The organism is Streptococcus sp. 477 (genome assembly GCF_013277295.1).
GTDB classification, from domain to species: domain Bacteria; phylum Bacillota; class Bacilli; order Lactobacillales; family Streptococcaceae; genus Streptococcus; species Streptococcus pseudopneumoniae.
The window spans coordinates 36,108-54,013 of record NZ_VMMQ01000031.1 but is presented as its reverse complement, the minus strand read 5'-3'; the positions used below and the strand labels follow the sequence as shown (position 1 = coordinate 54,013).

General features: G+C 38.8%; 19 protein-coding genes and 1 pseudogene. 3 read left to right on the top strand and 17 right to left on the bottom strand.

The window, feature by feature from the left end:
- Positions 1-112: 112 nt before the first annotated feature.
- The 8 genes from cbpD to HT691_RS05020 form a co-directional block, all read right to left on the bottom strand.
- Complete coding sequence (gene cbpD / locus HT691_RS05055) at positions 113-1,231, bottom strand: choline binding-anchored murein hydrolase CbpD (RefSeq protein WP_000698583.1); 1,119 nt, start codon at positions 1,229-1,231, stop codon at positions 113-115.
- A gap of 88 nt (positions 1,232-1,319) precedes the next feature.
- Positions 1,320-1,586 (bottom strand): Veg family protein, encoded by a 267-nt coding sequence (locus HT691_RS05050; RefSeq protein ID WP_001278160.1) that lies wholly within the window; start codon positions 1,584-1,586, stop codon positions 1,320-1,322.
- Between the two features lies 1 nt (position 1,587).
- A complete protein-coding gene (gene dnaB / locus HT691_RS05045; protein ID WP_000852490.1) occupies positions 1,588-2,940 on the bottom strand; it encodes a replicative DNA helicase in 1,353 nt (450 codons plus the stop codon).
- A 43-nt stretch (positions 2,941-2,983) separates the two neighbouring features.
- Complete coding sequence (gene rplI, locus HT691_RS05040; RefSeq protein WP_000864214.1) at positions 2,984-3,436, bottom strand: 50S ribosomal protein L9; 453 nt, start codon at positions 3,434-3,436, stop codon at positions 2,984-2,986.
- On the bottom strand, positions 3,433-5,406 hold the full coding sequence (locus tag HT691_RS05035; RefSeq protein WP_172921738.1) for a DHH family phosphoesterase: 1,974 nt from the start codon (positions 5,404-5,406) through the stop codon (positions 3,433-3,435). The genes rplI and HT691_RS05035 overlap by 4 nt, the downstream gene beginning before the upstream one ends.
- Positions 5,407-5,541: 135 nt before the next feature.
- On the bottom strand, positions 5,542-6,090 hold the full coding sequence (gene raiA, locus HT691_RS05030) for a ribosome-associated translation inhibitor RaiA (RefSeq protein WP_000599104.1): 549 nt from the start codon (positions 6,088-6,090) through the stop codon (positions 5,542-5,544).
- Between the two features lie 79 nt (positions 6,091-6,169).
- Positions 6,170-6,832 carry a ComF family protein gene (locus HT691_RS05025; RefSeq protein WP_000649947.1) on the bottom strand — a complete coding sequence of 221 codons (663 nt, stop codon included), beginning with the start codon at positions 6,830-6,832 and terminating at the stop codon, positions 6,170-6,172.
- Entirely contained in the window at positions 6,829-8,127 is a 1,299-nt protein-coding gene (locus HT691_RS05020) for a DEAD/DEAH box helicase (protein WP_023933025.1), read from the bottom strand. The genes HT691_RS05025 and HT691_RS05020 overlap by 4 nt, the downstream gene beginning before the upstream one ends.
- 55 nt (positions 8,128-8,182) lie before the next feature.
- Here HT691_RS05020 and HT691_RS05015 point away from each other — a divergent pair, with 55 nt between their 5' ends.
- The 3 genes and pseudogenes from HT691_RS05015 to cysK all read left to right on the top strand — a co-directional run bounded on the left by HT691_RS05015 (position 8,183) and on the right by cysK (position 10,029).
- Positions 8,183-8,818, top strand: coding sequence for a YigZ family protein (locus HT691_RS05015; RefSeq protein ID WP_000395742.1), 636 nt, complete (start codon positions 8,183-8,185; stop codon positions 8,816-8,818).
- A gap of 104 nt (positions 8,819-8,922) precedes the next feature.
- Positions 8,923-9,006: pseudogene (locus HT691_RS11640) on the top strand (PH domain-containing protein); the annotation flags it as partial.
- Positions 9,007-9,102: 96 nt separating this feature from the next.
- Entirely contained in the window at positions 9,103-10,029 is a 927-nt protein-coding gene (gene cysK, locus HT691_RS05010) for a cysteine synthase A (protein ID WP_000029891.1), read from the top strand.
- Between the two features lie 121 nt (positions 10,030-10,150).
- On the opposite strand, the gene tsf is transcribed toward cysK, so the two are convergent.
- From tsf to pgsA, 9 genes are all read right to left on the bottom strand, one after another.
- Complete coding sequence (gene tsf / locus HT691_RS05005) at positions 10,151-11,191, bottom strand: translation elongation factor Ts (RefSeq protein ID WP_000808091.1); 1,041 nt, start codon at positions 11,189-11,191, stop codon at positions 10,151-10,153.
- 79 nt (positions 11,192-11,270) lie between these two features.
- The gene (rpsB, locus tag HT691_RS05000) at positions 11,271-12,050 is read right to left on the bottom strand and encodes a 30S ribosomal protein S2 (RefSeq protein ID WP_014017378.1); all 780 of its coding nucleotides are present in this window, start codon (positions 12,048-12,050) and stop codon (positions 11,271-11,273) included.
- 222 nt (positions 12,051-12,272) lie between these two features.
- Positions 12,273-13,451 carry a CHAP domain-containing protein gene (locus HT691_RS04995; protein ID WP_000727004.1) on the bottom strand — a complete coding sequence of 393 codons (1,179 nt, stop codon included), beginning with the start codon at positions 13,449-13,451 and terminating at the stop codon, positions 12,273-12,275.
- A 93-nt stretch (positions 13,452-13,544) separates the two neighbouring features.
- On the bottom strand, positions 13,545-14,039 hold the full coding sequence (gene mreD / locus HT691_RS04990) for a rod shape-determining protein MreD (protein ID WP_023933023.1): 495 nt from the start codon (positions 14,037-14,039) through the stop codon (positions 13,545-13,547).
- The gene (mreC, locus tag HT691_RS04985; RefSeq protein WP_023933021.1) at positions 14,039-14,857 is read right to left on the bottom strand and encodes a rod shape-determining protein MreC; all 819 of its coding nucleotides are present in this window, start codon (positions 14,855-14,857) and stop codon (positions 14,039-14,041) included. Before mreC ends, mreD begins: the two co-directional genes overlap by 1 nt.
- A gap of 59 nt (positions 14,858-14,916) precedes the next feature.
- Entirely contained in the window at positions 14,917-15,711 is a 795-nt protein-coding gene (locus tag HT691_RS04980; RefSeq protein WP_023936273.1) for an energy-coupling factor transporter transmembrane protein EcfT, read from the bottom strand.
- The gene (locus tag HT691_RS04975; protein ID WP_138699845.1) at positions 15,704-16,543 is read right to left on the bottom strand and encodes an energy-coupling factor transporter ATPase; all 840 of its coding nucleotides are present in this window, start codon (positions 16,541-16,543) and stop codon (positions 15,704-15,706) included. The genes HT691_RS04980 and HT691_RS04975 overlap by 8 nt, the downstream gene beginning before the upstream one ends.
- On the bottom strand, positions 16,528-17,355 hold the full coding sequence (locus HT691_RS04970) for an energy-coupling factor ABC transporter ATP-binding protein (protein ID WP_000835726.1): 828 nt from the start codon (positions 17,353-17,355) through the stop codon (positions 16,528-16,530). The genes HT691_RS04975 and HT691_RS04970 overlap by 16 nt, the downstream gene beginning before the upstream one ends.
- Positions 17,352-17,897, bottom strand: a complete 546-nt coding sequence (gene pgsA, locus HT691_RS04965) for a CDP-diacylglycerol--glycerol-3-phosphate 3-phosphatidyltransferase (protein WP_000712127.1) — start codon at positions 17,895-17,897, stop codon at positions 17,352-17,354. Before pgsA ends, HT691_RS04970 begins: the two co-directional genes overlap by 4 nt.
- Positions 17,898-17,906: the final 9 nt, after the last annotated feature.

Genomic DNA, 17,906 nt, shown 5'->3' with positions numbered 1-17,906 from the left:
AGGTGCCCACCAAGGACTTGTACCTCAGGTGCCCACCAAGGACTTGTACCTCAGATGCACGACATGCCCGTCGTACCAGAAAAGAGCAGGAAAAATTTCCTACTCCAATTTTCTACACTCGTTCTCCATCACTGTTTACTCTGTAGCCATCCACCGTCGTATTAACAGCTAGGGCACCTGAAGAGTAAGAATAATACCACTTACCAGAAACTTGATACCAACCTGTTTTCATTGCCCCTGAACTATCCAGATAATACCACGAGCCATTTTCCTTTAACCATCCTGTCTGCATTTCACCAGATAATTTCAAATAATACCAGCTAGAACCGTCTTTCAGCCAGCCTGTTGATTTAGAACCATTTGATTTGAAATGATACCAACTACCATTTATTTTCTTCCAACCGACAGTTGGACTACTATTGGATCTATAGCTAGAGCTATTTCCTGATTGATTCTGATAATTTTGTGAAGAAGTCACTCCCTCTAGCTGTATATAGCGACGACTTCCGTTATAAGCCGTATAACTCAACCACTTGTAGCCATCTTTTTCGAGAATTTGATCATAATGAACCTTCTCCCCAGGATAATAGTAATCAATCACAGTTGCGCTAGCTAGAGGTTGATTTTTGATAGCTGACTTAGTCTTAAAATAATGTGTGCCCCCTGTTGAAGCTAAGGATTGACTAGTCCCAACACTGCCACCAGCCAAATCTTTAAAATGAATAAATCCTGTCATCGTATTTGCTTTTATACTTCGTTTATTATAGGCTTCTGTATAACCATAGTTATATTCCTCGATCTCAATCTGATCTCCCATTACATTTGACACCCAGGCAACATGCCCATAAGTTCCTGCAGTAGACCAAGCAATGGAGCCAATCGTCGGTGTATTATCTACACGATAGCCTTCACGACGAGCACGATGCCCCCATTCATTCGCATTTCCATAAGCCCTTGGAATCTCAAAACCATTGACATTACTCAAACGAAAGGCTGCGAAAGAAGTACACTGACGAGAATACATGCGCCACTGATCAATCTCCTGGCTCCCATTTTTATAATAAGCAGGATAATCATCTCCACGCGCAATCGATCCATTCCCTCCAGAGTAGGCATAGACACTATCACCCGCTGCTAGCATCAATCCTACTACTAAAAAAGAAACAAGCTTTTTAACTGACATCTTCAAGTAATAACTTGTCCCTCTTGCTATAAACGGTAAAATTTTCATTCTTCCTCCTTGAAAAATAATATAAATCGAAGATTGCCTTCACTTAAACTATTCGGAGAAAAAAGAAAAAGTGAGAAAATTTCTCACTTTAGTCCAGATAATGAATCAAATTCTTTTCTGTAAGGATATCTGAGTAGGTAAAGGATTCAACGTAAACATTAGCTTGTTTATCTCCTTCAACGTTCCCAAATTCCACAATAAATAGGGATGGATAAACTTCAATTAACTTACCCAATCTATTTTTTTGGCGCTTGCGCCCATTTTCCAAAGTCATTTCAATTACATGACCCTCATGCGCCTTGATTTCCTCTTTGATTTTTTTCATCTTGGCTACATCTGTAAATGCATCTGACATCTTATGCCTCCCTCTTTGAGATACTTGAAAATTTATTGTATTCTTTTTGGAAAATCAATTCCACAGTTCCACGAGCTCCACTACGGTTTTTCTCGATAATAACTTCCACCTTATTATTTGGTATGCCTTCCTCTTCTTCACCACCACGCTCATAGTAATCGTCGCGATAAAGAAAGGCTACGATATCAGCGTCCTGCTCGATAGACCCAGATTCACGAATATCAGACAAGACTGGTCTTTTATCCTGACGTTGTTCTACACCACGAGACAACTGACTCAGAGCGATTACTGGAACCTTCAGTTCCTTGGCTAGGATTTTCAACTGACGTGAAATTTCTGAAACTTCTTGTTGGCGGTTTTCTCGCCCAGTTCCCGTGATAAGCTGCAAGTAATCTATCAAAATCAAACCTAGATTGCCCGTTTCTTGAGCCAGTTTACGAGAACGAGAACGAATCTCTGTAATTCGAATCCCTGGCGTATCATCGATATAGATACTTGCGTTTGCTAGGTTCCCTTGAGCAATGGTATATTTTTGCCACTCCTCATCGGTCAATTGACCTGTACGGATAGAATGCGACTCAACCAACCCTTCTGCCGCTAACATACGATCGACTAGACTTTCCGCACCCATTTCGAGCGAAAAGATAGCAACCGTTTTGTCCAACTTAGTTCCAATGTTCTGAGCGATATTCAAGGCAAAGGCTGTCTTACCAACCGCTGGACGGGCTGCTAGAATAATCAACTCCTCCTCGTGTAGACCAGTCGTCATATGATCCAAATCACGATAACCTGTCGCAATACCTGTAATATCGGTCGTTTGTTGCGAGCGAGCTTCCAGATTTCCAAAGTTGACATTCAACACATCTCGAATGTTCTTAAACCCGCTTCGATTAGCATTTTCACTGACATCAATCAGGCCTTTTTCTGCCTGAGCAATGATTTCATCAGCTGGTTGCGACGCTTCGTAAGCTTGGTTGACAGACTCTGTCAACTTAGCGATTAATCGCCGTAACATAGCCTTTTCTGCAACGATTTTAGCATAATACTCCGCATTAGCAGAAGTTGGCACAGAATTGACAATCTCAACTAGGTAAGACAGGCCACCAATATTCTGTAAATCCCCTTGATTATCAAGAATGGTGCGAACCGTTGTTGCATCTATGGCATCACCACGATCGGATAAATCGACCATGGCTTGGAAAATCAAACGATGGGCATACTTAAAAAAGTCCCGAGACTCAATGTATTCTCGCACAAAAACAAGTTTACTCTCATCAATAAAGATAGCCCCCAAAACAGATTGCTCAGCTAAGATGTCTTGAGGTTGTACTCGTAACTCTTCTACTTCTGCCATCAGACTTCCCTTCCTTTTACAATCTTGTCAAGAAGGTGTAAACTTATCCTTCTTTCACACGAAGATTGATTACACTTGTGATATCTTGATAGATTTTCACTGGCACATCAATCAAACCAACCGCTCGAATCGGAGCTTGTACTTGAATATGACGTTTATCAATCTTAATTCCAAATTGCTTTTGCAATTCTTCTGCAATCTTCTTATTGGTAATAGAACCAAAGGTACGACCATCTGGACCAACTTTTTCAACAAATTCTACAACCGTTTCTTCTGCTTCAAGTTGGGCTTTAATTGCTTTTGCTTCTGCAATCATCTCAGCGTGAGCTTTCTCTTCAGATTTTTGTTTACCACGAAGTTCACCTACAGCTTGAGCAGTCGCTTCTTTTGCTAGGTTCTTTTTGATAAGAAAGTTTTGCGCATACCCTGTTGGTACTTCCTTAATTTCGCCTTTTTTACCTTTTCCTTTAACATCTGCTAAAAAAATTACTTTCATTCTTCTTTCTCCTTTTCCTTTATTTCATTTAATACAATTTCTGTCAGTTTTTCACCTGCTTCTGACAAGGTTAAATCTTTAATTTGAGCTGCTGCCAAATTAAAGTGACCTCCACCGCCTAACTCTTCCATAATCCGTTGCACATTCAGTTTACTACGACTCCGAGCTGAGATGGATATAAAGCCTTGTGTATTTTTCGCAAGAACAAAACTCGCTTCAATACCTGACATAGCTAACATGGCATCTGCTGCCTTACTAATAACAACTGTATCATAGCATTTCGTGTCCTTAGCCTCTGCTATTAGTACATCTGAACCTAATTTACGCCCCTGTAAAATCAGTTCATTGACCTCACGATATTCTTCAAAATCTGTCGCAGCGATTTCTTGGATAGCAATACTATCACTTCCGCGCGTTCTGAGATAGCTAGCAACATCAAATGTCCGACTAGTCACTCGTGAGGTGAAATTTTTAGTATCCAGCATCATACCAGCCATCAAGACACTTGCTTGCATACGACTCAAACGATTTTTCTTAGAATTTTGGAACTGAATCAACTCCGTTACCAACTCACTGGCACTGCTTGCACCACTTTCGATATAAGTGATAACTGCATTGTCTGGGAAATCCTGATCCCTTCTATGGTGGTCAATAACAATGGTTTGGGTAAATAAATCATAAAAATCTTTTGATAATGTTAAGGCTGTCTTTGAATGGTCTACAAGAATCAACAAAGAACGATTGGTCACCATCCCCATTGCATCCTTAACAGACAACAACTTCGTAACTCCTTCTTTTTCTAAGAATGAAACAGCTCGTTCAATATCTGGAGACATTTGTTCTTCATCATAAAGAGCATAGCTATTTTCAATCACATTGCTGGCGAACAACTGCATACCTACAGCAGAGCCCAAAGCATCCATATCTAAATTTCTATGCCCAACTACAAACACTTGATCCACACTACGAATCTTATCAGATATGGCTGTCATCATAGCGCGCGTACGAGTCCGTGTACGCTTGATTGAAGCAGCAGACCCACCACCAAAATAAACTGGATTTTTCGTTTCGTCGTTTTCCTTAACAACCACCTGGTCGCCACCACGTACTTCAGCCAAGTTCAAATTGAGCAAAGCAACTTTCCCTATCTCATCATGATTTCCATCGCCATAAGAAAATCCCATACTTAAGGTCAAGGGCAACTGTCTCTGTTTCGACTCTTCTCTGAAAGCATCAATAACAGAAAATTTATCATTCATCAAGCCCTCAAGCACCGTGTAGTCAGTAAATAGATAAAATCGATCCATACTTACCCGACGAGAAAACATCATGTGTTTTTCTGAAAACTCTGATATAAAATTAGCTATAAAACTATTGATTTGACTAATATCTGACTCAGAAGTTGCATCCTCCAAATCATCATAATTATCCACAGAGACAATCCCAATCACTGGTCGACTTGTTACCAATTCATCTGTTATGGCTTGTTCCCTGGATACATCTACAAAATACAAAACACCGGAAGAAGCATCCATATGAACAGCATAACGCTTCTCACCAAGCTTGGCATAAGTAGACGGATTTCCTACTGAAGCCTTGATAATCGTTTGAACAGCTTCTAAATCAAAATCACCATCTTCCTTGGTCAAAATCAATTCAGCATAGGGATTAAACCACTCAACCTCTCCAGAAGATAAATTCAATTTCATAACACCTACAGGCATTTGTTCCAATAGAGATGTCAAACTTTCTTCCGCTTGGTGGTTTACATACTGTATCTGTTCTACATCACTCCTTGTATAATGCACTCTCAGTTTCTTAAATAAAAAAACATAGCCTCCTACAAAAAGAAACAAAATTAAAACCGTCAACAGATTATTATTAACAAAAATAATGAAAGTGGATAAGACTCCAAACGCAATCAATCCTACTAGAATAGGAAAAATTGGACTTACATAAAATTTTTTCATTCAAAACCTCTTGGCACCCATTATACCATAATACCCCTCAAAAAGCGACTTTTTAAAAGTGTAATCAGTAATTCTATCAATTATAAGAAAAAGGTAGTTTACAATTCAGTAAACCTACCTTTACACATATTGAAATTAAGATTCTTTAACCTCTAACAAACCAATTTCGCCATCCTCACGACGATAAATCACATTGGTTGTCTGATCTTCAACATCCACATAGATAAAGAAATCATGCCCCAATAAATCCATTTGTAGAATTGCTTCTTCCAAATCCATTGGTTTTAAATCAATTTGTTTTGAACGAACAACTTTAGACTGGACAATATTTGAATCTTCCACCAAAGCATCTGTAAATAATTGACCAGTTGCTACCTTATTTTTATTTTTACGCTCGATTTTTGTTTTATTTTTACGAATCTGACGTTCAATTTTATCAGTTACAAGGTCAATTGAACCATACATATCTTGAGATACATCTTCTGCGCGGAGAGTAATAGATCCAAGCGGAATCGTTACTTCCACTTTAGCCGTTTTTTCACGATAAACTTTTAAGTTAATTCGGGCATCCAACTCTTGTTCTGGTTGGAAGTACTTTTCGATCTTTTCGAGTTTAGAAACTACATAATCACGAATTGCTTCTGTTACTTCTAGGTTTTCACCACGTATACTATATTTAATCATATGAGTACCTTCTTTCTAAACATTTTTGTTTTTATGATTTTATTATAACGCTTTCATTCTATTTTTGCAAATTTTTTCCTCATCTTACAAGGGAAAATGTTTTTACATCCTTAGCACCAGCTTCTTCCAACAGTTTCTTGACACGATTTATAGTTGCTCCTGTAGTATAGATATCATCTATAAGTAGGATTTTTTTAGGAATAGTGACTCCACTTTTTATAAAGAAAGGAAGTTCTGTCCCCAAGCGTTCTGAACGATTTTTAGAAGAACTGGCTCTCTCTTCTCTTTTCCCTAGTAAATCCAGATACGAAAAACCTGCTGCCTCTACCAAGCCCTCAACCTGATTAAATCCTCTGTTAACATATCTATCAGGACTTAGGGGAATGACTACAAATTGATACTCTTTGTACTTTTTTAACTCCTCACTTAAAACTGAAGCAAACACTTTTCTTAAAAGGAAGTCTCCATCAAACTTATACCGACTGAAAAAATCCTTCATAGCTTGATTGTAAGTAAAAATCGCTCTATGACTGACTTCAACTCCTTCTTTACACCAAAATTGACAATCTTGACACTTTGTTGACAATCCTATTTTCATACAGTTTGGACAGTGCTCTTCTCCAATCCTCTCAAAAGTAGAATCACAATCTAAACAAAGACAGGAGGCATCATTCTTCAGAAGTAAGAGACTACTAAAAGTTAAAACAGTCTTCATAGTCTGCTCACATAACAAGCACTTCATAGACCAGCCTCCTTATTCATCATCTGAATTTCCTTAATCGCCTTCTTAATTGAAGCATTTAACCCATCATGGAAGAAAAGCAAATCTCCTGTCGGTCTATCCATACTTCGTCCAACTCGTCCACCAATTTGAATCAAACTAGACTTGGTAAACAAACGATGATTGGCCTCTACTACAAAAACATCCACACAAGGGAATGTAACTCCACGCTCCAAGATTGTCGTACTGATAAGTATTGTCAGCTCCCCATCTCGAAAAGCTTGTACTTGCTCTAATCGATCCTCTGTTACAGAAGATACAAAGCCAATTTTCTCATTTGGAAATTGCTCCTGTAAGATTTCTTTTAACTGCTCCCCTTTCTTAATTTCTGAAGCAAAAATAAGTAACGGATAACCTGTCTTTCTCTGCTTATCAATATAGGACTTTAACTTTGGCGACAAACACTTCTTATCTAAGTAGCGATTAAAATCCGATAACCAAATTGGTTTTGGAATAATCAACGGATTTCCATGAAACCGTCTCGGTAAGCTCAATCTTTTTAGTTCTCCTAAACGGACTTTCCTATCTAACTCATCTGTCGAAGTCGCTGTTAAAAAGATTCTCAATCCATTCTCCTTTACACTATTCTTGACAGCATGGTAAAGCGTGGGATTGTCAACATAAGGAAAGGCATCTACTTCATCCACTATCAGCAAATCAAAAGCTTGATAAAACTTCAATAACTGATGGGTCGTCGCAACAACTAGTGGTGTTCGAAAATACGGCTCTGATTCTCCGTGTAGTAAAGATATCTCGCAAGCAAAATCATCTTGCAGGCGCTTGTATAGCTCCAAACAAACATCTATGCGAGGACTGGCCAAACATACTGCACCACCTTCATCAATCACTTTGGCCACTACTTGATAAATCATTTCTGTCTTTCCAGCTCCTGTTACAGCGTGAACCAAGGTTGGCTCCTGCTTGTCTACTGCTCGAATCAGTCCCTGTGATACCTTCTCTTGAAAAGGAGTTAATTGACCGCGCCATTTGAGAACATCTTGCTTCGGAAAATCCTCCTGCGGAAAATAGTATAAAGTTTGATCACTTCTGACTCGCTTCATCAGCAAGCACTCTCGACAATAGTAAGCACCGATGGGCAAATACCATTCTTCTAGAATAGTACTATTACAGCGTTGACAGAAAAGTTTCCCCTTCTCCTTTCTCATTGCTGGAAGTTTCTCCGCCAACTGACGTTCTTCTTCTGTTAATTCATTCTCAGTAAATAAACGACCGAGATAATCTAAATTTACTTTCATACTTCTTTATTCGTAAAAACTAGCACTTTAGATGATTTTTTAGTACAATTAAATCATGGAATTTAGGACAATTAAAGAGGACGGTCAAGTCCAAGAAGAAATCAAAAAATCTCGCTTTATCTGCCATGCCAAGCGTGTTTATAGCGAAGAAGAGGCTCGTGACTTCATTACTGCCATCAAAAAAGAACACTACAAAGCGACACATAACTGCTCTGCCTTCATTATTGGAGAACGTAGTGAAATTAAACGTACAAGTGATGATGGTGAGCCTAGTGGTACTGCTGGTGTTCCCATGCTTGGGGTACTAGAAAATCACAATCTCACCAATGTCTGTGTGGTCGTGACACGCTACTTTGGTGGTATTAAACTAGGCGCTGGAGGACTAATTCGTGCTTACGCCGGCAGTGTCGCCTTAGCTGTCAAAGAAATTGGTATTATTGAAATAAAAGAACAGGCTGGCATTGCTATTCAAATGTCTTATGCTCAGTACCAAGAGTACAGTAACTTCCTTAAAGAACATGGTCTCATGGAGCTGGATACAAACTTTACAGATCAAGTCGATACGATGATTTATGTTGATAAAGAAGAAAAAGAAACTATTAAAGCTGCACTTGTGGAGTTTTTTAATGGAAAAGTCACTTTAACTGACCAAGGTTTACGAGAGGTTGAAGTTCCTGTAAACTTAGTGTAAACAATGAATAATACAGCGTTTCGTTGACATTCTCACAACTACTTTAGCGAGCAAAATAAAAAGAGGCGTACCAAAATATACTAGAAAATGAAGCAATTCAAACGAAACCTGATATCGTTTTCCTTCACACCTATTTACTAGAATTAGCTGAACACAATCGCTTAAAAATTAATGGCTTAGACCTGTGATATAAAAAAATCCTATCACTTCGATAGGATTTCTATATTTTACAAATGGTATAGATAGCGTTATACTAGAAATATCTTATACAAAGAGGTATTCATATGTCTATTTATAACAACATTACTGAACTAGTCGGTCAAACACCGATTGTTAGACTCAACAACATTGTGCCAGAAGGTGCTGCAGATGTCTATGTAAAACTTGAAGCATTTAATCCTGGTTCATCTGTAAAAGACCGTATTGCCCTTAGCATGATTGAAAAAGCTGAACAAGATGGTATTCTGAAACCTGGTTCTACTATTGTTGAAGCAACAAGTGGAAACACTGGTATTGGACTTTCATGGGTAGGGGCTGCTAAAGGGTATAAAGTTGTCATCGTTATGCCTGAAACTATGAGTGTAGAACGCCGTAAGATTATCCAAGCCTATGGTGCTGAACTCGTCCTTACGCCTGGTAGCGAAGGAATGAAGGGTGCTATTGCTAAGGCTCAAGAAATCGCTGCTGAACGTGATGGCTTCCTTCCTCTTCAATTTGACAATCCAGCTAATCCAGAAGTACACGAAAGAACAACAGGAGCTGAAATACTAGCTGCTTTCGGTAAAGATGGACTAGATGCCTTTGTTGCTGGAGTGGGTACCGGTGGAACGATTTCTGGTGTTTCTCATGCACTCAAATCAGCAAATTCAAACATTCAAGTTTATGCAGTGGAAGCTGATGAATCTGCTATTCTATCTGGTGAAAAACCTGGTCCTCACAAAATTCAAGGTATCTCAGCTGGATTTATTCCTGATACACTTGATACAAACGCCTATGATGGTATTGTTCGTGTAACATCAGATGATGCTCTTGCACTCGGACGTGAAATTGGTGGAAAAGAAGGCTTCCTTGTAGGGATTTCTTCAGCTGCAGCTATCTACGGAGCCATCGAGGTTGCCAAAAAATTAGGTACAGGTAAAAAGGTCCTTGCTCTAGCACCAGATAACGGTGAACGTTATCTCTCTACAGCACTCTATGAATTTGAAGTTTAGTCTCCTAAATACAATTGGCCCTTATTATAGGGCTTTTTATTTTTACCTTAAAAATAGGAAGCTCTCCCTATAGGGATCGACTGCATAGAAAAAAGGAAGCAAATTTACTTCCTTTCTATAATCAGTTATTCAAGGCTGCTGCCATTGTAGCTGCAACTTCAGCTTCGAAGTCGTTTGCAGCTTTTTCGATACCTTCACCAACTTCAAAGCGAGCGAACTCAACTACTGAAGCGTTAACTGATTCAAGGTATGCTTCAACTGTCTTGCTATCATCCATGATGTAAACTTGTGCAAGAAGTGTGTAAGCTTGGTCAACTTTAGTGTTGTCAAGCATGAAGCGATCCATTTTACCTGGGATAATTTTATCCCAGATTTTTTCTGGTTTGCCTTCTGCAGCCAACTCAGCTTTGATGTCAGCTTCAGCTTGAGCAATAACATCATCAGTCAATTGAGCTTTTGATCCATATTTCAAGTGTGGAAGAGCTGGTTTGTTAACCATTGCACGGCTTTCGTTATCTTGGTCGATAACGTGGTTCAATTGTGCCAACTCATCTTTAACAAATTGCTCATCCAATTCTTTGTATGAAAGAACTGTTGGTTTCATCGCTGCGATGTGCATTGAAATTTGTTTAGCAAGTGCTTCGTCTCCACCTTCGATTACAGAGATAACACCGATACGTCCACCGTTGTGTTGGTATGCTCCGAAGTGTTGTGCATCTGTTTTTTCAATCAAAGCAAAGCGACGGAATGAGATTTTTTCTCCGATAGTCGCTGTTGCAGATACGTATGCAGCTTCAAGAGTTTCACCTGAAGGCATTGTCAAAGCAAGAGCTTCTTCGTTGTTAGCTGGTTTTCCTTCAACGATTGCTTTAGCTGTTGCGTTTACCAACTCAACAAATTGAGCGTTTTTCGCAACGAAGTCAGTTTCAGCATTTACTTCAACAACTGCTGCAATGTTACCGTCAACATAAACACCAGTCAAACCTTCTGCAGCAACACGGTCAGCTTTCTTAGCTGCTTTTGCCATACCTTTTTCGCGAAGCAATTCAATCGCTTTTTCGATATCGCCTTCCACTTCAACCAATGCTTTTTTAGCGTCCATAACACCAGCACCAGATTTTTCACGCAACTCTTTAACAAGTTTAGCTGTAATTTCTGCCATTTTGATTCTCCTATATTTTTTAAAAATAGGAGAGCCGGGCTAAGCCCCGCCCTCCTAGGTAATTACTATTTATTATGAATTAAGCGTTGTCGCCTTCTACAACTTCAACGATTTCTTCAATTGAATCTGCTTGAGTTTCTGAAGCTGCAAATTCTGCTTCAACTGCTGCTGCATCTTCACCTTGACGTCCTTCGATGATAGCGTCAGCCAATTTAGCTGTGATCAATTTAACAGCGCGGATAGCATCATCGTTAGCTGGGATGATTACATCGATATCATCTGGATCAGTGTTTGTGTCAACCATCGCTACAACTGGGATTCCCAATTTCTTAGCTTCTTTAACAGCGATTTGCTCTTTATGTGGGTCAACTACGTACATCACATCTGGGATACGAGGCATATCTTCGATACCACCCAAGAATTTTTCAAGACGTGCACGTTGTTTGTTAAGAAGTGCAACTTCTTTCTTAGGAAGAACTTCGAAAGTTCCATCTTCTTCCATACGTTTGATTTCTTTCAAACGAGCGATACGTTTTTGGATTGTTCCCCAGTTTGTAAGAGTTCCACCCAACCAACGGTGGTTGATGAAGTATTGACCTGAACGTACTGCTTCTTCAGCAACTGCATCAGCTGCTTGTTTCTTAGTACCAACGAACAATACAACTGCATCGTTAGCTGCTGCATCACGCATGAAGTCGTATGCTTGGTCAGCATATTTTACAGTTTGTTGCAAGTCGATAACGTGGATTCCGTTACGTTCAGTAAAGATGTACTTAGCCATCTTAGGGTTCCAGCGACGAGTTTGGTGACCAAAGTGTACACCAGCCTCAAGAAGTTGTTTCATTGAAATTACTGCCATGAGTATTTCTCCTTTTTGTTTTTTCCTCTTCTTGACTTCAACTCGCAAAACGACCCAAGGGCAACTGCTTCACAATTCATCAAGAATGAGTATTATCGTTCATACGACAATTTTTATTCTACCATACTTTTTCGATATTTTCAAGCTATTTTGATGGGATTTTTAATAGTTATTGTCTCTGGTAAAATCTGAAAAGAGGGCTCTATTCGAGTCCCTCTATAATTAGTCTGCATAAATATATGTTACAAAACCTTCAGAAGTCGTTGTTGGATTGAACCATCCACGGTGATTTCCAATTGTACGATTCCCAGCATAATTTGATTCTGATACTTGGATACGTGTTGTTGATTCAACAGCTGTAACAACCGCTACGTGACCATATCCACCATCGTTCCAACATGCAATTGCTCCAACTTGAGGTGTTGAACCTGTACGGAAACCTGCTGCTGCTGCACTTGTGGCCCACTGTGCTCCATTACCCCAATAGTCTCCAGCCCAAGGTGCTAATGTTTTAACTCCCCATGTACATTCACCAATTGGATAAGTTGAGGCATTTGTGTTATATGTTGGACGTACTTTAGCCTGAACAGGTGCTACTGCAGATTCAGATACTGCTTGTACCTGTGCTGTTAGGTTTGTATTACCTGAAGCAAGTACTGACTGTTGTTGGCTAGCTTGTTTTTCTTTATAAGCTGCTTCTGCTGCCGCAGCTGCACGAGCCTCTGCCTCAGCTGCTGCTTTTTGCTCTAATAGACTTGCTTTTTCCCCTTCAGCTGTCGCTTTCTCAGCAGCAAGACTCAATTCAGCAGCCTTTAGTTCTGCCTGTTTCGTAGTCAATGCTTGAGCATCATCAGCTAATTTTTGTTGATTAGCAATTACAGTATTGATAGCATCATTATTTGCTACTTGTTTTTCAGAAATAGCTTTTTTATCTGCCTTTTGTTGTTCTAACATTTTGTTGTTCGCAGATACGATTTCACTCATTGCAGTAACACGTGAAATAGCTTCTGTAATTGATTTTGAGTTTACAATGGTATTGATATAGCTAGTTGCAGCTCCATTTGTTTGAGCACTACGAGCTTGTTTTTCCAAAGATTGGTTACGAGAAACAATGTTTTTGGAAAGTTCTGTAATCTCACCCTCGAGTTTCTTAGATTCTGCTTGTAATCTATCATTTTCAGATTGCAAGTTAGATTGCTCTGCTTGAATCGCAGATACTTGCTCCTGAATTTGATCAACTTGTTTTTGTGCTTCTTCTTGTTGTGCTGTTAAATTACTAATTTTATTATCTTGAGCAGCAATTTTGTCATCAGTCGTTTCTGCATGGGCAGTCGTCAATACTGCTGCCTGGGAAACCATTACTGTACTTAATAAAAGCGAGGCTAAGATTTTTTTCTTCATGGCTAATAAATACTCCTTCTGTTTAAGACAATACTAGTATACCAAAAAAAATTCCAATAAACATTACGCCTTTGTTACATTTATATGTCGTTCTTATAGATAATATTTTTCAAAAATAAATTGAAAAACAGTAATCCATAAAAAATTTAAAATCATCGTCGGTACCAAGCTATAGACTATAAAAATCGACATGCTATCTACTGTCAACCCTACCATAAAAGCCAAAAGATAACTACCCATTTCAAACAGGAATGTCAGCACAATCATAGCTAGCATTCTTGTCCAACGATTCAACAAAATAACACTATTCAATTTATGAAGGAAGGCTCCCAATAAGATAAATAAGAGAGTTGCAATCCCTATTAGATGGAAAAAGTAAACATCATAAACCAAGCCTATAACAAAACAATAGACTAGATAGAGATACTCTGATACTTCTATCGTCTCAAATAAGAGAAATAGAAACAGAAAATGACTAGCCAAATGTACATGGGGGAAAAATGAGCCCAGAAGCTGGCTAATATGGGCGTCAATTAGAACAAAGAAAGGAAGCAATAAAAATACTCCAACCTGCTTCAACTGTCTCATTATGAATTCCCCACTAATTCTATCACATCCACATTATGAGTATCTGCACTCAATTTAACAGTTACTTCTCGTGTCAAATAGTCTGTACTATGCGTTGTGGCAACCACTTCACCAACAGGAATATCCGCAACATTAAAGTTTCCTAATCCACCCGTTGTCACCTTATCGCCTGAACTAATATCGCTATTACTATTTAATTGGCTAATTTTAAGAACTTCATTTTCCTTGTCGTAGCCAACAATAATACCATAAATTGTGGTAGTGCCGTGTTGAATTTTAACAGAAATCTTATCAGCATTTTCCGTATTTGTCAGAAGGTTGACCATAGTAGAGTTGTCCTCCACTTTTGAAACACTCCCAATCAAACCACCGTTTGCAATTACTAACATATTCTCAGAAGCACCTTTTGATCTACCTGCATCCAAGGTCAACTCCTGCTTCCAAGATACCGGAGAACGCATAATAACATCTGCTGCCAAAGTCTTTGTGGCTTGCAATTTAGACTTCATATCAAGCAATTGACGCAGTTGTTCATTTTCCGTCTTTAAACTTTCCGCCTCATTTGATTTGACTTCTAACTGGTAAAGCTGTTTCTTCAAACTTTCATTTTCATTATATGCTCGTGTCAAATGAGCCAAATCTGATTTGACAGAATCAAACCACCGAAAAGGTTTTTGCACAACCCTATCAACCAATGAGATTCCATCTCCTAATTTTGTCACAATTGTACTTGAATAAGTCGTCGCTAAGAGAGCTAAGACAAGCAGAACAGTGACAAAAACAATAATGACATATTTTGATTTTTTAAAACGGTTCATATCCCTACCTTTATATCAAGAACTGTTACAGTAACTTTTTTATCAATTCCTGAAAGCTACTAAGATTTTAAGAAAAATAAGCAACAACCAAGTACGATAATAACAAGAATGGTCAGCGTATCCTTTAGAGTCCATTTCAATTGTCGGTATTGACTTCTGCCTTTTCCACCCTGATAACCACGCGCTTCCATAGCGATAGCCAAGGAATCCGCACGTTTTAAACTTGTTGCAAAAAGAGGAATCAAAATGGGAATCATCGCCTTTACTTTTTGAACAATGCTTCCTTCACCAAAATCCACTCCACGCGCTTTCTGCGCATTCATAATCCGCGTCGTATCATCCATTAATGTTGGGACAAAACGTAGACTCATGGACAGCATCAATCCAATTTCATGAACTGGAACTTTCACACGCTTTAAAGGCGCTAACAAAGCTTCGACAGCTGATGCTAAACTTAAGGGCATGGTCGTTAAGGTTAACAAAGTTGAAAAGAAAATAATCAATACAAAACGACAAAAAATAATTCCAGCTTGTTGCAAAGCATAATCCGTGATTCTCACAAACGAAAACTCAAATAAAACATTCCCATTAGAAATGAAAAATAGTTGAAAAATAGTTGTGAAGGCAATCAAGAAAAACATAGACTTCAAGCCCTGAATAAAAAATGAAAGAGATACTCCTGACAAGGCAATAAATATCCCTGTCGCTATAAAAAGAATCAGATTCGTCAAGGGGTTATTAGCCCAAAACACAATCAAAATCAGTAGCATCATAGCAAGCAATTTGCTACGTGGATCCAATCGGTGAACAATCGAATCCCCTGGGATATAACGCCCCAAAATCATACTATCCATTTAGCGACTCCTTGAACTCCTCTATCTTAATCGGTAATCGTTTAAATGACACGCCTCTATCCACCAATCGTTTACAAAAGGCCGTAATTTTAGGTACTCCCAACTGCACTTCTTCCATAAAGACAACATCTTGAAAGACATCACTTGGTTTACCACCCTTCACCAAACGTCCCTTTTCCATCACATAGACTTGATTCGCATATTCAGCAACATCATCCATCAAATGCGTTACCAAGACAATTGTCATCCCTGACTGGTGGAGTTTTTTGAACAAATTCATCAGCTCTTTTCTTCCCATGGGATCTAGGCCTGCTGTGGGCTCATCTAAGACTAATATGGCTGGTTCCATGGCAAGTATGCCTGCAATGGCGACACGTCTCATTTGTCCACCTGATAGCTCAAACGGACTGCGATCAAAAAGTGATTCATCAATTCCAACCAGAGCCAGTTTTTCACGCGCAATCTGCTCCGCATCTTCTTCAGAAACTCCAAAATTTTGTGGTCCAAAAGCAACGTCCTTCAAAACTGTTTCTTCAAAGATCTGATTTTCAGCAAACTGAAATACCAAGCCAACCTGTTTTCTAATTTGACGAATATCTTTATTTTTAGAAGTCGAGGTGATTAAGGTATCAAAAACCCTCACACTCCCTTGACTTGGCACCAATAAACCATTTAAGAGTTGTAAAATAGTTGATTTACCACTACCTGTGTGCCCAATTAAAGCCGTATAAGAACCATCTTCAATCGTCAAAGAAACATCCGACAAAGCTGTTGAAGCTAAGGGAGTCCCTTCTTGATATGTAAAACTCACATTTTCTAGAGCAATTCCCATAATTTATCCTCTAGCTCACTTTCTGTCAAATAATTTTCAGGTAAATCATAGCCATTCTGGCTCAAAGAATATTTTACTTGATTGGCAAAAGGATCGTCTAATCCAATTTGATCTAAATCATTTCGAGAGAAAAGTTCTCTTGGGCTACTAGTTGATTCAATTTCCCCTTTTTTCATGACCAATACGCGGTCACTCATGGCAACTTCTTCCAAATCATGGGTAATAGAAATGACCGTCATATCATAGTCTTTCCGAATTCCCTGTACTGTCTCAATCAGTTCTCTACGCCCCTCAGGGTCCAACATACTCGTTGCTTCATCTAAGATTAAAATAGCTGGTCTTAGGGCTACAACACCTGCAATGGCCACACGTTGTTTTTGGCCACCTGATAGACGCGCCGGCTCTCTCTTTTTAAAGTCCAACATGCCAACCAAATCTAGAGCTTCCTCCACTCTCTTTTTCATTTCTTGACGAGAAAGACCCTGATTTTCCAAACCAAAGGCTACATCATCTTCAACAGTCGCTCCAACAAATTGATTGTCTGGATTTTGAAAAACCATACCGATTTGACGACGTATTTTCCAAACATTTTCCTCAGTCAACCGTTGACCATCTATTACAATCTCTCCAGATTCTGCTTCCAGTAAGCCATCAATTAATCGAACCGTCGTTGATTTACCACTACCATTATGCCCTACAATCGAAAGCCATTCTCCACGTTTCACGTGAAACGTAATATCCTTCACATCATAGTATTCTTGACTTTCCTTATAACGAAAAGAAAGATTTTTTACATCAATTATTGATTTCATTTCGAACCAAATGTCCCTTTAAATACATAGGCACTACCCTTGAAATAATCATAGCCAGAGTAGATAGTGAAAAACAAGGCTACATAAAGTAGAACTTGACCAAGCAAAGTCCAATGTAATAGCAAGAAAATAATGGCAAACATCTGACTAAAAGTTTTAATTTTTCCAGGCATTGCTGCTGCTAAAACTGTTCCACCAGTTTCAACCAATAAAAGCCTTAAACCTGTCACAGCCAACTCACGACAGATGATCACTGCAACAATCCAAGCTGGAGCCATACCTAACTCAATCAGCATAATAAAAGCCGACATAACTAGTAACTTATCCGCCATAGGATCTGCAAATTTACCAAAATTACTGACCACATTCCATTTACGAGCTAAATATCCATCTAAATAATCTGTAATACTAGCAATAGCAAAGATAATAGCTGCCACTATATGACTCTCTATCGAATTTCCTATCGTTAAAATAAAGATAAAAATAGGTATAAAGAGAATTCGACCTATTGTTAAAAGATTGGGAATTTGTTCTTTTTTCATTCGTTTTTC